We start from the raw sequence: 16,200 nt of genomic DNA, 5'->3' as shown, positions 1-16,200 counted from the left end.
GTCGGCCACTGCGGCGGGGACCCCTCCGGCCTCACCGGGCCCCGCCGCACCCAAGTCGCGCAGGAGCGTGACCGGCACCCGCAGGACCGTGGCGGCCCTGTTCCTGCTGCCCGCCCTGGTGCTGCTCGGCGCGCTCGTGGTGTACCCGATCGGGTACTCGCTGGTCCGCAGCTTCTACGACCAGTCCGGCGACTCCTTCGCCGGATTCGACAACTACCAGGCGCTGTTCACCGACGACGGCATCCGCACCGCCCTGAAGAACAACATCATCTGGGTGGTGTTCGCGCCGACGGTCGCCACGGCGCTCGGTCTGATCTTCGCGGTGCTGACCGAACGGGTGCGCTGGGGAACGGCGTTCAAGCTGGTCGTCTTCATGCCGATGGCGATCTCGATGCTGGCCGCCGGGATCATCTTCCGCCTGGTGTACGACCAGGCCCCGGAGAAGGGCGTCGCGAACGCGGTGTGGGTGGGGGTGCACGACACCTTCGCCGAGTCGTCGGCCTTCCCGAAGGCGCACCCGGGCCGCGAGTCGCCGCTGAAGGCCGCCGGCGGGGGCGCGTTCGTCACCAAGGAGCCGGTCAGCGCGGGGCAGGTCGTCACGCTCCCGCTGGTCGGCGTGGCCCCCGACCGGATGCCGGACGGCGCGAAACCGGCCGCGGCCGCCCGGCCCGAGGCGGGGAAGATCACCGGCACCGCCTGGCAGGACTTCACACGCGGCAAGGGTGTCGGGAAGCTGGGCGCCGTCGACGCGGCCGAGCTGGGCTACGCCGGCATGAAGATCGAGGCCGTGAAGGACGGCAAGGTCGTCGCGTCGGCGAAGGCCGCCGGAGACGGCACGTTCACGCTGCCCGCGGCGGCCGACGGGGCGCTGCTCCGGCTGCCCGCCGACAACTTCGAGGAGCCCTACAACGGCCTGGACTGGCTCGGCCCCTCCCTGGTCACCCCGGCCATCATCGGGTCGTACGTGTGGATGTGGGCGGGCTTCGCGATGGTGCTGATCGCGGCCGGTCTCGCGGGTGTCCCCCGTGAACTCCTGGAAGCGGCGCGGGTGGACGGCGCCAACGAGTGGCAGGTCTTCCGGCGGGTCACGGTACCGCTCCTCGCACCGGTCCTCGCGGTCGTGGCCGTCACCCTGATGATCAACGTGCTGAAGGTGTTCGACCTGGTCTTCATCATCGCCCCCGGCTCCTCCCAGGACGACGCGAACGTGCTCGCCCTGGAGCTGTACCGCAAGGGCTTCGCCTCCGACCAGCCGGGCATCGCCAGCGCCATCGCGGTGTTCCTGCTGCTGCTGGTCATCCCGGTGATGTGGTTCAACGTAAGGCGGCTGCGGCGGGAGGTGCGGCGATGACCGCGGACGCGGGTTCTCTCACGAAGACGGCCTCGCCACCGCCGGCCACCGCCGTCAAGGCCAAGCCGTCGCTGGGCTCGCGGCTCGCCGAGGGTGTCAGCGGCGGTCTGGTCCGGGTGTTCTTGATCGTGGTGGGCCTGTTCTGGCTGGTCCCGACGGTCGGCCTGCTGCTGTCCTCGCTGCGCACGCCGAAGGACATGGCGGCGAGCGGCTGGTGGAAGGTGTTCACCGAGCCGTCGCAGCTCACCTTCCAGAGCTACGAGGAGCTGCTGAAGAACGGCGACATCACCTCCTCGCTCGTCAACACCGTGCTGATCACGGTCCCGGCGACGGTCCTGGTCGTCGTCATCGGCTCGCTCGCGGGGTACGCGTTCGCGTGGATGGACTTCCCGGGCCGCGACTGGTGGTTCCTGGCCGTGGTCGGGCTGCTGGTCGTCCCCGTGCAGGTGGCCCTGATCCCGATCGCCGAACTCTTCGGCAAGATCGGCCTGTTCGGCTCCATCGTGGGCGTGATCCTGTTCCACGTCGGCTTCGGGCTGCCGTTCGCGGTGTTCCTGCTGCGGAACTTCTTCGCGGAGATCCCCCGGGAGCTGCTGGAGGCGGCCCGTCTCGACGGAGCGGGTGAACTGCGGCTGTTCGCCCGGGTGGTGATGCCGCTCGGCGGGCCCGCCATCGCGAGCCTCGGCATCTTCCAGTTCCTGTGGGTGTGGAACGACATGCTGGTCGCGCTGATCTTCTCGGACTCGGGGAGCCAGCCGATCACGGTCGCCCTGCAGACACAGGTACGGCAGTTCGGCAACAACATCGACGTGCTGGCGCCGGGCGCGTTCATCTCGATGGTGATCCCGCTGGCCGTGTTCTTCGCGTTCCAGCGGCAGTTCGTCTCCGGCGTGATGGCGGGCGCCGTCAAGTAGCCGCCGCGGTATCACTCCGGAGGGGGCGGGCCGCCGACCGGTCCGCCCCCTCCCTCACGTGCGCGGAGTCCCCCGGATGCTCCAGGGGCCGTAACCAAGTCACTCCATCGGACGTTGCCGGGCCGAACGCCCGCGCCGACCCATGGATGTCCCCGTGCCCCGGTTCAGTGTCATCGTCCCCGCGTACCAGGTTCAGGCGTATCTGCACGAGTGCCTGGATTCGGTGCTGTCCCAGTCCTGCCCGGATCTCGAGCTGATCGTGGTCGACGACTGCTCGCCGGACGCCTGCGGCGAGATCGCCGACGAGTTCGCGGAGCGCGACCCGCGGGTGCGGCCCGTGCACCTGCCGCGCAACGAGGGCCTGGGCCCGGCCCGCAACGCCGGGATGGAGCGGGCCACCGGCGACTACCTGGTCTTCCTGGACGGCGACGACACCCTCGCCCCGGACGCGCTGCGAAGCATCGCCGACCGGATCAAGGAGACCGGGGAGCCGGACGTCCTGGTCTACGACTACGCCCGTACGTACTGGACCGGCGAGACGGTCCGCAACCGGGCCGCGGCGCACCTCACCGAGCAGGGCCCGGCGCCGTTCCGGCTGACCGACCGGCCGGGGCTCATGCACCTGCTGATGGTGGCCTGGAACAAGGCGGTGCGGCGGGAGTTCGCCGAGCGCGAGGGCTTCGTCTTCCCGCCCGGCCACTACGAGGACACCCCGTGGTCGTACCCGGTGCTGATGGCCGCGGAGTCCCTGGCCACGCTGGACCGGGTCTGCGTGCACTACCGGCAGCGCCGGCGGGGCAGCATTCTCGGCACCCCGAGCGAGCGCCACCTCGACGTCTTCGCCCAGTACGACCGGGTCTTCGCGTACGTCGAGTCCGATCCGGAGCTGGCCCGCTGGCGGCCGGTGCTGTTCCGCCGCATGGCCGACCACCTGGCGACGGTGTTCACCCGCCCCGGACGCCTCCCTCGTTCCCTGCGCGGGGAGTTCATGCGCCGGGCCCGCGTCCACTGCCGCCGCTACCGCGTCCCGGGCGCCCCCGTGCCTCCGGCCGCCCGGCTGCGCCACGCCCTGCTCCGACTGGGCCTGCGCCGCACCTACGAGGCGCTGCGGCTGGTGTCGGCCCTGGGCCGCCGGGTCCGGAAGGGCTGCGCCGGGCTGCTGGGGACGGCACGCACCGCCGCCCTGCGGCTGCACTACCGGATCCAGCGCCGCCTCCCCCTGCGGCCCGACCGCGCCCTCTTCGCCGACGCCGGCGGCCGGGGGTACGGCGGCGACGCGGGCGCGCTGGAGGAGGCGTTCCGCAGCCTCGCGCCGCATGTGCGCACCGCGTGGGCCGCCGCTCCCGCGCACCACCACACGGTCCCGCCCGCCACCCGTCGGCTGACCCCTGGCACGGCCGCGTACTGGACGGCGCTGGCCCGCTCCCGGTACCTGGTGCACGACACCGGTCTCGACGCGGGCCTGGTCAAGCGCCGGGGCCAGGTGGTGGTCCGGGCCGGGGCCGGGACGCCGCTCAGGCACACGGGCCTGGACCTCCAGGAGCACCCGGCCGCCGCCCGCGGCACCGACTTCGCCCGGCTCCTGGCCACCGTGGACACCTGGGACCACCTGGTCTCCGCGAACCGTCACTCCACCCTGGTCCACGAGCGCGTCTTCCCGGGCGGCTACACCACGCTGGAGTACGGCAGTCCGCGCACGGACGTCTTCCAGCGTGCGACGGCGGCGGACGTGGCCCGGCTGCGCGAGACGCTCGGCGTCCCCGAGGGCACCGTCGCGCTGCTGTACGCGCCCGCGTACCGCGACTACCGACGCGGCCCGCACGCGCGCATCGACCTGGAGCGCCTCGTCACCCGTCTCGGGCCCCGCTTCCTGGTGCTGGCCCGCGCCCACCCCCGGCACGACGGCCCGCTGACCACCGCCCGGCACGAGCGGATCGTCGACGTCAGCGGCCACCCGAGCGTGGAGGCGCTGTGCCTCGCCTCGGACGCGCTGATCACCGACTACTCGGCACTGATGTTCGACTACGCGGCCCTGGACCGGCCGATCGTGCTCCACGCCGACGAACCGGAGGCCTTCGAGGCGGCCGCCGGCACCTGTGTCGATCTCCGCTCCTTCCCGCCGGGCGCGGTGGCGGGCGACGAGGACGAGCTGATCGGCGTCTTCGCCGGCGGCCACTGGTGCGGGCCGAGGTCCGCGCAGCTCAGGGCCGCCTTCCGGGAGCGGTTCTGCCCGTACGACGACGGCCGCGTCGCCGAGCGCGTCGTACGCCGGGTCGTGCTCGGGGAGAGGGACCTCCCGCCGGTCGTGCCGCTCGCCGCACGGCGCCCCGCCCCCTCGGCCGCCGCGGCCCTCTCCAGGCCGCCGCTCGCGACCGTGCCGCAACCCGCAGGGCCGCGCACCGTCACCGACAGCCTCTGACCGCCGTTTGCCCACTGGGAGTCCGCATGCCCCGCTGCTCGTCGCGGCCCACTCCGAGCCGGCCGCCCACCTGGCGGCCGACCGGACGGCCGGCCGGACGGCCGGGCCGCCACGTGGGCCGCGCGGCGGGGGTCTCCCCTCGGACCAGGACAACGAGAGAAAGAGCAGTATGCCCCGCTTCAGCATCATCGTCCCGTCCCATGGGGTCGCAGGGCGGCTGTCCCAGGCGCTGGACTCGGTCCTCGCCCAGTCCTTCGGCGACTTCGAGCTGATCCCCGTCTGCGACGCCCCGGACTGCGCCGCGGCGGACATCGCCGCCGACCGCGCCGAACGGGACTCCCGGGTGGCGCCCGTGTACTCGCCTCCGTCGGCGGGCCCGGCCGGGGCCCGCAACACCGGGGCGCGGGCGGCGACCGGCGCCTATCTGCTGTTCCTCGACGGCGACGACGTCCTGGTGCCGGGCGCGCTGGCGGCGCTGGACGCTCGGCTGGCGGAGACCGGCGGCGTCGACGTGCTGTACTTCGAGCACGAGCGCGTCCCCTGGTGGGAGGGCGAGCCGGCCAACCCCGCCGCCCCCCTGCTCGCGAAGGCACCCGACGGCGCCTTCTCCCCCGGCCGAGCCCCGCAGCTGACCGGCGTGCAGCTGCCCGCGTGGAGCGCCGTCTACCGCCGGGCCTTCCTCGCCGAACGGCGGCTGGAGTTCCCCGCCGGGCACTACACGGACATCGGTTTCGCCACCCGGGCCGCGGCGGACGCCGACCGCATGACGGTGCTGCGCTCCGTCGTCGTACGGCACCTGGTGCGGCGCCAGGGCAGCCGGCTGAACCAGCCCGGTGAACACCACCGCGAGCTGCTGGACCAGGCCGAGCTGGCGCTCGCGTACGCCGCCGGGCGGGGGCTGCCGGCCGAGCGGCGCGGACCGCTGTTCGAGCAGCTCTTCGCCCTGATCCTGAAGACGGCCGCCCACCCGAGGCGGCTGCCCCGGGGGCGCCGCGCCTTCTTCCGCCGGGCGAGCCGCCTGTACCGGCGCCACCGCCCCGCCGGTTTCCGCGCGCCGGGCGGCCGGCTCGGCGTGCAGCACCGGCTGCTGGCGTCCGGCTCGTACACGGCGTTCCGCGCCCTGCGGGGCGTCAACCGCGCGGCGGCCGGGGTCCTCGGCCGGCTGCCCCGCCCGCAGGGGCTGCGCACCCGGCTGCGCTACCGGCGCCGGCTGCGCGCCCCGCTCGACCCGAACCTCGTCGTGTACTGCGCGTACTGGGGCCGCGGTTACGCCTGCAACCCGGCCGCGATCCACGCCAAGGCCCGGGAACTCGCCCCGCACCTGCGCGGGGTGTTCCTGGTCGAGCCGGACCAGGCGCACACCGTGCCGGAGGGCGTCGAGCACGCCGTGATCGGCAGCCGGCGCTACTGGGAGGTGCTGGCCCGGGCCACGTATCTGGTCAACAACGCCAACTTCGCCGAGGGCGTCGTCAAGCGCCCCGGCAGCGTGCACGTGCAGACGCAGCACGGCACCCCGCTGAAGACGATGGGCGTGGACCAGTCGACGTACCCGGTGGTGGCGGCGGCCAGCGGCAGCTTCGCCAAGCTGCTGGGCCGCGTGGACCGCTGGGACTACAACCTGTCCTCCAACCGCCACTCCACGCAGATGTGGGAGCGCGCCTTCCCCGGCTCGTACGAGCACCTGGAGTACGGCTATCCGCGCAACGACGTCTACTACACGGCGACCGCCGACGACGTCGCCCGTGTCCGGCGCGAACTGGGCGTGCCGCAGGGGAAGACGGCCGTCCTGTACGCGCCCACGCACCGCGACCACGAGACCGGGTTCGGCGCGGGCGGCCTGGATCTGGAGGCGTTCTGCGAGGCGGCCGGCGAGGACGTGGTGGTGCTGCTGCGCGCCCACTACTTCTACGACCGCGGCGGGCGGCGCGAGCGCACCGGCCGGATCATCGACGTCACCGGGCACCGTTCCTCCGAGGACGTGTGCCTGGCCGCCGACGCGCTGATCACCGACTACTCGTCGATCATGTTCGACTACGCCAACCTCGACCGGCCGATCGTCGTGTACGCCGACGACTGGGACGTGTACCGGGAGACCCGCGGCGTCTACTTCGACCTGACCGCGGCGCCGCCCGGCCCGGTGGCGCACACGCCCGAGGAGCTGGCCCGCGTCTTCCGCGACGGTTCGTACGCGGGGCCGGAGTCGGCGGCGCTGCGCGCGGCGTTCCGGGAGCGGTTCTGCGAGTTCGACGACGGCCGCGCCGCCGAGCGCGTGGTGCGCCGGGTGCTGCTCGGCGAGCCGCCGGAGGCGATCGCGCCCGTGACCCCGCTCGCGCAGCGCGTCCCGGCCCCCGCCGCCGCCACCCTCGTAAGGAGCTGACCCCGCAGTGCCCCGCTTCAGCGTCATCATCCCCTGTTTCAAGGTGCAGGGTTTCCTGCGCGAGTGCCTCGACTCGGTCCTGGACCAGTCCTACCGGGACATCGAGGTGATCGCCGTGAACGACTGCTCGCCGGACGGCTGCGGCGCGATCCTCGACGAGTACGCGGCCCGCGACGAGCGGGTGCGCGTGCTGCACCTGGAGGAGAACGCCGGCCTCGGCCGGGCCCGCAACGCCGGGATGCCGCACGCCACCGGCGACTACCTGTTCTTCCTGGACAGCGACGACACCCTCACCCCGGGCGCCCTGCGGGCGATGGCCGACCGGCTCGCGGAGACGGACGACCCGGACGTCCTGGTCTTCGACTACGCGCGCACCTACTGGTGGGGCGGCACCCGCCGCAACGTCCTCGCCCGGGTCCTCGCGGAGGCCGGCGACGGCACCTTCACGGCCGCCGAGCGCCCGGAGATCCTCGACCTGCTGATGGTGGTGTGGAACAAGGTCTACCGGCGCGACTTCACCGAGCGCGAGGGCTTCACCTTCCCGCCGGGCTACTACGAGGACACGCCCTGGACCTTCCCGGTGATGTTCAGCGCGGGGCGGATCGCCACGCTGGACCGCATCTGCCTGAACTACCGGCAGCGGCGCAGCGGCAACATCCTGTCCACCACCAGCCGCAAGCACTTCGACATCCACGAGCAGTACGCGCGGGTCTTCGCTTTCGTCGACGCCCGGCCGGAGCTGGCCGTCTGGCGGCCGTTCCTGCACGCCAAGATGGGCGAGCACTGCCTGGACATCCTGTCCAAGCCGGACCGGCTGCCCCCGTCGGACAAGGCCGAGTTCTTCCGCCGCACCGCCGAGATGTTCCGCGCCCACCGGCCCGAGGGCGTGAGGACCCCACCGGAGCTGCGGGTGCTGGAGCGGGGCTGGGCGGCGTACCGGCTGGGGCGGCAGTCCGGGCGGGCCGGCCGGGCGCTGGTGCGGCGGACGCGGCAGGCGGGCGGCGCCGCCGCCGGGCGTCTGGGCCGGGTCCGCTCCGCGGTGAACAGCCGCCGCCCCCTGGACCCGGACCTCGTCGTGTACTCGGCGTTCTCCCACCGGGGCGTGCTCGGCGACCCCGCGGCGGTCTACCACAAGGCCCGCGAGATCGCGCCGCGGCTGCGCGGGGTGTGGGTGGTGCGCGACGAGGAGGACGCGCGGCTGCTGCCGCCGGACACCGAGCACGTGCTGCTGGGCAGCTCCGCCTACCGCCGGGTGACCGAGCGGGCCACGTACTTCGTCAACAACGTCAACTGGCCCGGCGCGCTGGCCAAGCGCCCCGGCAGCGTTCACATCCACACCCACCAGGGCACCCCGCTGAAGTTCATGGGTGCCGACCTGCTGGGCAAGCCGGGTGCCCGGCACGGCCTGGACGTGCCGCAGATGCTGCGCCGCGCCGACCGCTGGGACTACAGCCTGGTCGCCAACCGGCACTCGGAGCTGGTGTGGGAGCGGGCCTACCCGTGCCACTTCACCTCGGTGCGGACCGGCAGCCCGCGCAACGACGTCCTGGTGAACGCCGGCCCCGAGCACGGCCGCCGGGTGCGTGAGCGGCTCGGCGTGCCCGAGGGCCACACGGTGGTGCTGTACGCGCCGACCCGCCGCGACTACCGGCGTGGCGGGCACGTCGACCGGATCGACCTGGCCCGGCTCGCCGCCGACCTGGGCGAGGACCACACCCTGGTGGTCCGGCTGCACCCGTCGCTCGCCACCGGCCACGCGCGCGGCATGGGCCTGTCCGAGCTGCACCGGCGGGGCGTGGTCGTCGACGCGACGGACGAGCCGCACGTCGAGGACGTGATGCTCGCCTCCGACCTGCTGATCACCGACTACTCCGCCCTGATGTTCGACTACGCGCTCCTGGACCGGCCGATCGTCGTCCACGCCGACGACTGGGGCGCCTTCACGGCGAGCCGCGGCGCCTACTTCGACATCACCGCCGAGGCGCCGGGCCATGTGGCGCGCTCCTACCGGGAGCTGGCGTGGCTGCTGGAGTCGGGGGCGTGGCGGGACGAGGAGTCGGCACGGCTGCGGTCCGCGTTCCGGGCGCGGTTCGGCGAGTACGACGACGGGCGGGCCGCCGAGCGGGTCGTCCGGACGCTGATGCTGGGCGAGGCGATGCCGACGGCGGATCCCGCGGTCTCCATCCCCGGGCCCCGGGCCGTGTCCACGGCCGACCACGACCTGCTGCCGTCCTCGTGAGGCCCCGCACCTGGGTGCTGGTCCTGGCCGCGGTGTTCGCGCTGCTCCAGCTCGCGAACGTCACCGGCCGGGACACGCCCGACACCCGGAACTACCTGGCGTACGCCCTGCGCCTGTCCGGCGAGAGCGAGCGCGGAGCGGCGGCGGCCACCATCGACTACGTGTGCGCGAGCCGGGCCTCGGTGGCCCGGCGCGACCAGGGCGTGGACGTGGTCCGCTTCCACCGCGCCGACCCCACCGAGCGGGTCACGGCGGAGTGCCGGGAGCGGGAGTGGGCGCGGGTGGAGCCGCGCCTGGCGGCCGGGGAGGCCACCGGTCGCATCGCGCCGTTCATGCCCGGCCGCTTCATGCGGATCTTCGAGGTGCGCCCCGGCTATCCGGCGTTCCTGGTGCCGTTCGTCACCGCCTTCGGGACGACGTGGGGGGTGTGGGCGGCGAGCGTCGTCATCGCGTGCGCGGGCGGCGTCCTCGCCTTCCTGATCCTGCGGACGCTGTCCCTGCCGGTGCCGCTCGCACTGACCGGGCAGGCCCTGTACTACGTGCTGCCGAGCGGCACGACCGCGATGCGCCCGATGACCGAGGGACTGCTGATGGCGCTGACGCTGGCCGTGGTGTGGGGCTGTGCGCTGGTGCTGCGGGCGGGGCGCGAGAGGGCGGGCCTCGCCCTGGTCACCGGGTCGCTGCTCGCGCTGTTCGCCGTCAAGCACTCCCAGGCGCTGTTCCTCGGGGTGTGTCTGGCGGCGGCCGGCGCCGCGGTCGCCCTGCGGCGGCACCGGCGGGGCCGGCCGCCGGGCCGGGGCGTGCGGGCGCTCGCGGCCGTGGGCCTGGCCGGGGCGGTCCTGACGATGGCGGTGGCCCGGCTGCTGCACTACCCGTCGGAGGCCGACAGTCTCCAGGACCTGCTCACCGACCACTTCGCGCGGCCGGACCGGAGGAATCCGTGGCCGGAGTTCTGGCAGTTGCAGGGCAACTTCTGGGTGGAGTGGCTGCGCCGGCAGGCGTGGGAGCCGCTGTTCGTCGCGGCCCTGGGCGCCGGGGCGTGGGGCGCGCTGCGGCGGGGGCGCGCGGTCGGCGTCTTCGTGGTCGCGGCGGCCTTCACCGGCATCCTCACCCAGGCCGCGCACCCGGACATCAACATCTGGGGCGAGCGGCTGATCGTACTGGCCTGGCTGCTGCCGGTGGTGGGCGTTCCGCTGCTGCTGGAACCGGCGCTGCGGGGCCGGGTGGCCCTGCCCGCGCAGGGGCACGCCGACCGGGAGCGCGCGGTCAGCTGACTCCGCCGGGGAGCCCGGATCCGGTCCTCACCCACTGACCCGGTCCTCACCCGTTGAGGTGAAGTGACGTCAAGGCACTGACCTCGGCGGGAACATACGGCAAATGCCCCGGATGTCCCCCTCCCCCGTCCTCCCGTGAGCGCCGGCGTCCTCGTCCGGCGGACCGTGCGTGGCGCGACGGCGCTGCGCGGCGGCCGCTCGTGGCGCCCCACCCCGTTCCAGGCAGTCGGCTTCCTCTTCTTCCTGGTGATGTCGCTGGCGTACTGGCGGGTGCCGCTGTGCTGCGACGCCGGTCAGCACGCGGCGGTGGTGGAGCGCCTGAAGGCCGGCCTGCTGCATCCGCGTCACCCGACGGCCGACCTGCCGGGCGCGGGCAGCGCCTACTACTCGCCGTACGCGGTGGCGCAGGGCCTGTTCGCCCGGGCGTCGGGACTGGGCGGCTGGGAGGTGGTGCGGCTCGCCGGGCCGCTGAACCTGGTGGTGCTGCTGACCGGCCTGAACCGCTTCGTGCGGGTGCTGAGCCCCCGGCCGTGGGCGCCCGTGCTGGCACTGGGCGCGATGACGCTGCTGTGGGGCACCGACCGGGCCTGGTGGAGCGGCTACCTGGGCCTGATGTCGATGACCGGCAACCTCGGCTACCCGTCGGCGTTCGCGATCGGCCTCACCTTGTGGGCCTGGGCGCTGACGGGAACGCTGGCCCGCGACGCGCGCCGGGTGCGGTACGTGGGTCCCAGCGGACTGGGCGGCTTCGGCGGCTACGCCGGCCTGGGCGCCTTGTACGGGCTGATTCTGCTGGTCCACCCGATCACGGCGGTGGCGGCGGCGCTGGGCGGCGTGGCGCTGGTGGCGGGGTGGCAGCGGGGCCGGCACGGCGCGGTCGTCGCGCGGTGGGCGCTGACGGGCGCGGTGGCGCTGGGGTCGGCGGCCTGCTGGCCGTACTTCGACGTCTTCGCGCTGGCCGGCGACGACAGCGTGGACGGCATGCACCGGGTCCTGTACCTGGACCTGCCCGGGGAGTTCTGGCTGGCGCTGCTGGGGCTGCCGGCGCTGTGGCTGCGCGGACGCCGCTCGGCGCGGGATCCGCTGGTGCTGATGTTCACGCTGGACTGCGCCGTGGTGGCGTACGGCTGGTTCAGCGGCCACTACACCTACGGCAGGATTCTCGGGCTCACGCTGGTGCCGCTGCAGTTCGCGGCGGCGATCGAGCTGGCGGCTCCGCGTCCGTGGGGGCGGTGGCGGCGCCTGCTGGGCACGGTGGTGGGCGCGGGCGCGCTGCTGGGCTTCCTCACCGTCCAGGCGGGGGCGGTGGTGCCGGCCGGCTTCACGCAGCCGCCGCACTGGCCGGCGTACGACTGGGCGGCCCGGCACATCCGGCCCGGCGAGGTGGTGATCACCGACGGCTACTACGCCGTGCACGCCATCGCCGGGTACGGGCCGAACCTCGCGGCGCCCGCCTGGCCGGACGCGTCGCTGGACGAGCGGGAGCGCAGACGGCGCGAGGCCGACGTGGAGGCGTATCTCGCGCCCGGTTCGACCCGCGCCGAGCGCGCTGCCGTCGTGCGCCGCTACCACGTCCGCTGGCTGCTGCTGACGCGCTGGCACCCGGTGCCCGAGGAGGCGGTGGTGACGGCGTGGAGCGAGCGGACGGGGGAGGTGCTGGCGCGGGTCGGGTGAGTGCTTCCCGGGGGGACTACTCGATGACGAGCTCGACCGGGATGTTGCCGCGGGTGGCGTTGGAGTAGGGGCAGACCTGGTGGGCCTGCTCGACCAGCTTGCGGCCGGTCTCCTCGTCCACGCCCTCGGGCAGCTCGACGCGGAGGGTGACGGCGAGGCCGAAGCCCTCGCCCTGCTTGCCGATGCCGACCTCGGCGGTCACCGCGGCGTCACTGACGTCGACCTTGGCCCGCCGGCCGACGAGGCCGAGGGCGCTGCCGAAACAGGCGGCGTACCCGGCGGCGAACAGCTGCTCCGGGTTGGTGCCCTGTCCGTCGCCGCCCATCTCGACGGGGGCGCGGAGAGCGAGGTCCAGCCGGCCGTCGGAGCTGACGGCACGGCCGTCACGGCCGTGGGTGGCGGTGGCGGCGGCGGTGTAGAGCGCGTCCATGAGAAACCGTCCCTGGGAGAGCTGAAGGGTCATTCCGACCCCAGAATCAAAGCACACAATTAAATTGTGCACAACTCAATGCTCCGCAAAGCTACCCTGGACCCATGACCACGCCACCGCCCCCGCTCCCGCCCGCAGCGGACTGGCTCCGCCTCGACCAGCAGATCTGCTTCTCCCTGAACGCCGCCTCGCGCGCCTTCGGCGGCGTGTACCGCGTGCTGCTCAAGGAGCTGGGACTCACCTACCCGCAGTACCTGGTGATGCTGGTGCTGTGGGAGCACGGCGAGCTGCCGGTCAAGCGGCTCGGCGAGCATCTGCGACTCGACTCGGGCACGCTGTCGCCACTGCTCAAGCGGCTGGAGACGGCCGGCCTGATCCACCGGGAGCGCAGCGCGCAGGACGAACGCTCGGTGACGGTCCGCCCGACGGAGGAGGGTCTCGCCCTGCGCGAAGGGGCCGCGGAGGTCCCGCGCCGCATCGCCACGGCAACGGGCCTGGACCTGGAGGAGATCCAGGACCTACGCACCCGCCTGGACCGCCTGACAAACGCCCTGGACACGGCGTACCGGCAGCCGTAGCCGCGGGCATCCAGCCCACCGCCCCCCAGCTGCGGGAAGCCGGCCCACCCGCCCCAAGCTGCGGGCAGTCGTGCCGCCCCAGCTGCGGGCAGTCGTGCCTCCCCCAGTGCCTGAACGGCCTGGAAGGTACCCCCAGGGGCGATGGGGGTCCCCCCGCACCTCCTCCCGCTCATGGGGGTCCCCCCGCGCGAGCGAAGCCGAGCGTGGGGGAGAAGCCGAGCGTGGGGAGGCACCCCGCAACGCCGGGCTGCGAAACCCCCCCGCCCGGCCACCGGCACCGGCACCCCACGCCGGCACCTACAACGCCCGCAGCCCCGCCGCCGTAGCCCGAGCCAACGCCCCGAGATACCCCTTCGGCAGCTTCCCCCCACGCACCACCACCGACCGCCAGTACAGCGGCCCCGAGATCAGGTCCAACGCCAGCTCCACGTCCACCCCGCCCCGCAGCTCCCCCCGCTCCACCGCCGCCGCGAGGATCTTGCTGGCGACCCCGTCCTGCCCCTCCCGCACCGTCTTCTGCAACGCCTCCGCGATCTCCGGATTACGCGCCGCCTCCGCCTGAAGGTCAGGAATGATCTGCGAGGCCACCGGATGCCGCAGCGCCCGGGACGTCACCTCGTACAGCAGCCGCAGATCCCCCTCCAGCGACCCCGTCTCCGGCGCCGGCAGCCCCTGCACCGCGAGCGCCGACACGATGTCGAGCACCAGGTGCAGCTTGGAGCGCCAGCGCCGGTACACGGCCGTCTTGCCGACCCCGGCCCGTCGCGCGATCCCCTCGATGGACATCCGCGCGTAGCCGACCGCCGCGAGCTCCTCGAAGACCGCCGCCCGGATCGCCTCCGTCACGTCCTCGCGCAGCACGGCCGCCCCCGCGGGGGCCCGGCGGCGCGGCCGTGGCTGGGGCTCGTCGGCGACGGCGTCGGCATCGGCGTTGGTCGTCATACGAGCCAAGCATAGGGGCGTGACGACGAAACGGTTGCGTTCCGACGTCGACCGGGCCTACGCTCACGTCACGACGATACGGTGCCGTCCCGACGTCATGGACGACGTCATGAACGGTCAGCGTCCCTCCCCCGAGCGAAAGCAACGGATGTGAGCCAGGTCCTCGACACCCCGCCCCCGACACCGGCCCCGGCCGCGTCCACCGCGTCCCACGACCTCGCGGCGCTCGCCGCCCGCCATGGTCTGTCGGTCAGCGGCGCGCGCCCCTCGCTGCCCGACTACGTCCGTCAGCTGTGGGCCCGCCGGCACTTCATCGGCGCCTTCGCCACCGCCAAGCTCACCGCCCAGTACAGCCAGGCGAAGCTGGGCCAGCTGTGGCAGGTGATGACGCCGTTGCTCAACGCGGCGGTGTACTACTTCATCTTCGGCGTGCTGATGGACACCAAGCGCGGCGTCGACGACTACGTCCCGTTCCTGGTCACCGGCGTGTTCGTGTGGACGTTCACGCAGAGCTCGATCATGGCGGGCACCCGGGCCATCTCCGGCAACCTCGGCCTGGTGCGGGCCCTGCACTTCCCGAGGGCCGCCCTGCCGGTCTCCTTCTGCCTCCAGCAGCTCCAGCAGCTCCTGTTCTCGATGGCCGCCCTGGCCGTCATCCTGCTGGCCTTCGGCGTGCCGCCGGGCCTCTCCTGGGTGCTGACGGTGCCGGCCCTGGTGCTGCAGTTCGTGTTCAACGCCGGAGTGTCCCTGGCCATGGCCCGGCTGGGCGCCAGGTTCCCCGACATCGCCCAGCTGATGCCGTTCCTGCTGCGCACCTGGATGTACGGCTCGGGCGTCATGTTCAGCATCGACCACATGACCGGCCCGGACAGCGGGCTGCCGTCCTGGGTCGGCACGGTGCTCCAGCTCAACCCCGCCGTCGTCTACATCGACCTGATGCGCTTCGCCCTGATCGACACCTTCGGGGCGAGCCACCTGCCGCCCCACGTGTGGGCGCTCGCGCTGGGCTGGGCGCTGGCCGCCGGGATCGGCGGCTTCATCTACTTCTGGAAGGCCGAGGAGACCTACGGTCGTGGCTGACAACACGGGCACCACCCAGCCGGCGGACGCACGCGTCCCCACCGTCGTCGCCGACGGCGTCGACATCGTCTACCGGGTCAACGGCACCGGCGCCGGCCGGGGCTCCGCGACGGCCGCCCTCAACCGCATCGTGCGGCGCGGCAAGACCGAGCAGGCCGCGGGCGTGCGCCGGGTGCACGCGGTGAAGAACGTGTCCTTCGTGGCCTACCGCGGCGAGGCGATCGGGCTCATCGGCACCAACGGCTCCGGCAAGTCGACCCTGCTCAAGGCGGTCGCGGGCCTCCTCCCCGTGGAGCGGGGCCGCATCTTCACCGACGGCCAGCCATCCCTGCTCGGCGTCAACGCCGCCCTGATGAACGACCTCACCGGCGAGCGCAACGTCTACCTGGGCGGCCTGGCCATGGGCATGTCCCGCCCCCAGATCAAGGAGCGCTACCAGGAGATCGTCGACTTCTCCGGGATCAACGACAAGGGCGACTTCATCACCCTGCCGATGCGCACCTACTCCTCCGGCATGGCGGCCAGGCTGCGCTTCTCCATCGCCGCCGCCAAGGACCACGACGTCCTCCTGGTCGACGAGGCCCTGGCCACCGGCGACCGCTCCTTCCAGAAGCGCTCCGAAGAACGCATCCGGGAGCTGCGCAAGCACGCCGGCACGGTGTTCCTGGTCAGCCACAGCAACAAGTCCATCCGCGACACCTGCGACCGGGTGCTGTGGCTGGAGCGGGGCGAGCTGCGCCTGGACGGGCCGACGGACGAGGTGCTCAAGGAGTACGAGAAGTTCACCGGTCGCTAGACCCACCGACGACACGCAGGCGCCCCGGGTCGCAACGACCCGGGGCGCCTGCGTCCTACGCCGTGCCCCGCACGGCTGCACCGTCACGCGCCGTGCGTGCCCCGCACGGCTCCACCGTCACGAGTG

At 73.4% G+C, this 16,200-nt stretch carries 12 protein-coding genes; 10 read left to right on the top strand and 2 right to left on the bottom strand.

Annotation, left to right across the window (positions count from 1 at the left end; genetic code table 11):
* Positions 1 to 67: 67 nt before the first annotated feature.
* From AB0E77_RS07205 to AB0E77_RS07175, 7 genes are all read left to right on the top strand, one after another.
* A complete protein-coding gene (locus AB0E77_RS07205; RefSeq protein WP_361566795.1) occupies positions 68 to 1,351 on the top strand; it encodes a sugar ABC transporter permease in 1,284 nt (427 codons plus the stop codon).
* A complete protein-coding gene (locus tag AB0E77_RS07200) occupies positions 1,348 to 2,265 on the top strand; it encodes a carbohydrate ABC transporter permease (RefSeq protein WP_361566792.1) in 918 nt (305 codons plus the stop codon). Before AB0E77_RS07205 ends, AB0E77_RS07200 begins: the two co-directional genes overlap by 4 nt.
* A 154-nt stretch (positions 2,266 to 2,419) precedes the next feature.
* Positions 2,420 to 4,684 carry a bifunctional glycosyltransferase family 2 protein/CDP-glycerol:glycerophosphate glycerophosphotransferase gene (locus tag AB0E77_RS07195; RefSeq protein WP_361566789.1) on the top strand — a complete coding sequence of 755 codons (2,265 nt, stop codon included), beginning with the start codon at positions 2,420 to 2,422 and terminating at the stop codon, positions 4,682 to 4,684.
* Positions 4,685 to 4,853: 169 nt separating this feature from the next.
* Positions 4,854 to 7,061: a bifunctional glycosyltransferase family 2 protein/CDP-glycerol:glycerophosphate glycerophosphotransferase gene (locus tag AB0E77_RS07190; RefSeq protein ID WP_361566786.1), complete on the top strand. Its 2,208-nt coding sequence runs from the start codon at positions 4,854 to 4,856 to the stop codon at positions 7,059 to 7,061.
* A gap of 7 nt (positions 7,062 to 7,068) precedes the next feature.
* Positions 7,069 to 9,300, top strand: a complete 2,232-nt coding sequence (locus tag AB0E77_RS07185) for a CDP-glycerol glycerophosphotransferase family protein (protein WP_361566783.1) — start codon at positions 7,069 to 7,071, stop codon at positions 9,298 to 9,300.
* Positions 9,297 to 10,574, top strand: coding sequence for a hypothetical protein (locus AB0E77_RS07180; RefSeq protein WP_361566779.1), 1,278 nt, complete (start codon positions 9,297 to 9,299; stop codon positions 10,572 to 10,574). Before AB0E77_RS07185 ends, AB0E77_RS07180 begins: the two co-directional genes overlap by 4 nt.
* 135 nt (positions 10,575 to 10,709) lie before the next feature.
* Positions 10,710 to 12,248: a hypothetical protein gene (locus AB0E77_RS07175; protein WP_361566776.1), complete on the top strand. Its 1,539-nt coding sequence runs from the start codon at positions 10,710 to 10,712 to the stop codon at positions 12,246 to 12,248.
* A 16-nt stretch (positions 12,249 to 12,264) separates the two neighbouring features.
* Here AB0E77_RS07175 and AB0E77_RS07170 read toward each other — a convergent pair whose 3' ends face one another.
* Positions 12,265 to 12,678 carry an organic hydroperoxide resistance protein gene (locus AB0E77_RS07170; RefSeq protein WP_361566773.1) on the bottom strand — a complete coding sequence of 138 codons (414 nt, stop codon included), beginning with the start codon at positions 12,676 to 12,678 and terminating at the stop codon, positions 12,265 to 12,267.
* A 104-nt stretch (positions 12,679 to 12,782) separates the two neighbouring features.
* Between AB0E77_RS07170 and AB0E77_RS07165 the strand changes: the two genes are divergently transcribed.
* On the top strand, positions 12,783 to 13,256 hold the full coding sequence (locus AB0E77_RS07165; protein WP_361566770.1) for a MarR family transcriptional regulator: 474 nt from the start codon (positions 12,783 to 12,785) through the stop codon (positions 13,254 to 13,256).
* A 297-nt stretch (positions 13,257 to 13,553) separates the two neighbouring features.
* Here the strand turns inward: AB0E77_RS07165 and AB0E77_RS07160 are convergent, their stop codons facing one another.
* On the bottom strand, positions 13,554 to 14,198 hold the full coding sequence (locus tag AB0E77_RS07160; RefSeq protein ID WP_361566767.1) for a TetR/AcrR family transcriptional regulator: 645 nt from the start codon (positions 14,196 to 14,198) through the stop codon (positions 13,554 to 13,556).
* 150 nt (positions 14,199 to 14,348) lie between these two features.
* On the opposite strand from AB0E77_RS07160, the gene AB0E77_RS07155 reads away from it, so the two are divergent.
* Both AB0E77_RS07155 and AB0E77_RS07150 read left to right on the top strand, forming a co-directional pair.
* Positions 14,349 to 15,278 carry an ABC transporter permease gene (locus tag AB0E77_RS07155; RefSeq protein WP_361566764.1) on the top strand — a complete coding sequence of 310 codons (930 nt, stop codon included), beginning with the start codon at positions 14,349 to 14,351 and terminating at the stop codon, positions 15,276 to 15,278.
* Positions 15,271 to 16,074, top strand: coding sequence for an ABC transporter ATP-binding protein (locus AB0E77_RS07150; RefSeq protein ID WP_361566761.1), 804 nt, complete (start codon positions 15,271 to 15,273; stop codon positions 16,072 to 16,074). Before AB0E77_RS07155 ends, AB0E77_RS07150 begins: the two co-directional genes overlap by 8 nt.
* Positions 16,075 to 16,200 lie beyond the last annotated feature (126 nt).

The sequence above is a fragment of the Streptomyces sp. NPDC032940 genome, from assembly GCF_040636935.1.
GTDB lineage: Bacteria > Actinomycetota > Actinomycetes > Streptomycetales > Streptomycetaceae > Streptomyces.
Note: the sequence above shows the minus strand (reverse complement) of the source record. Positions and strands in the feature narration are given on the sequence as shown.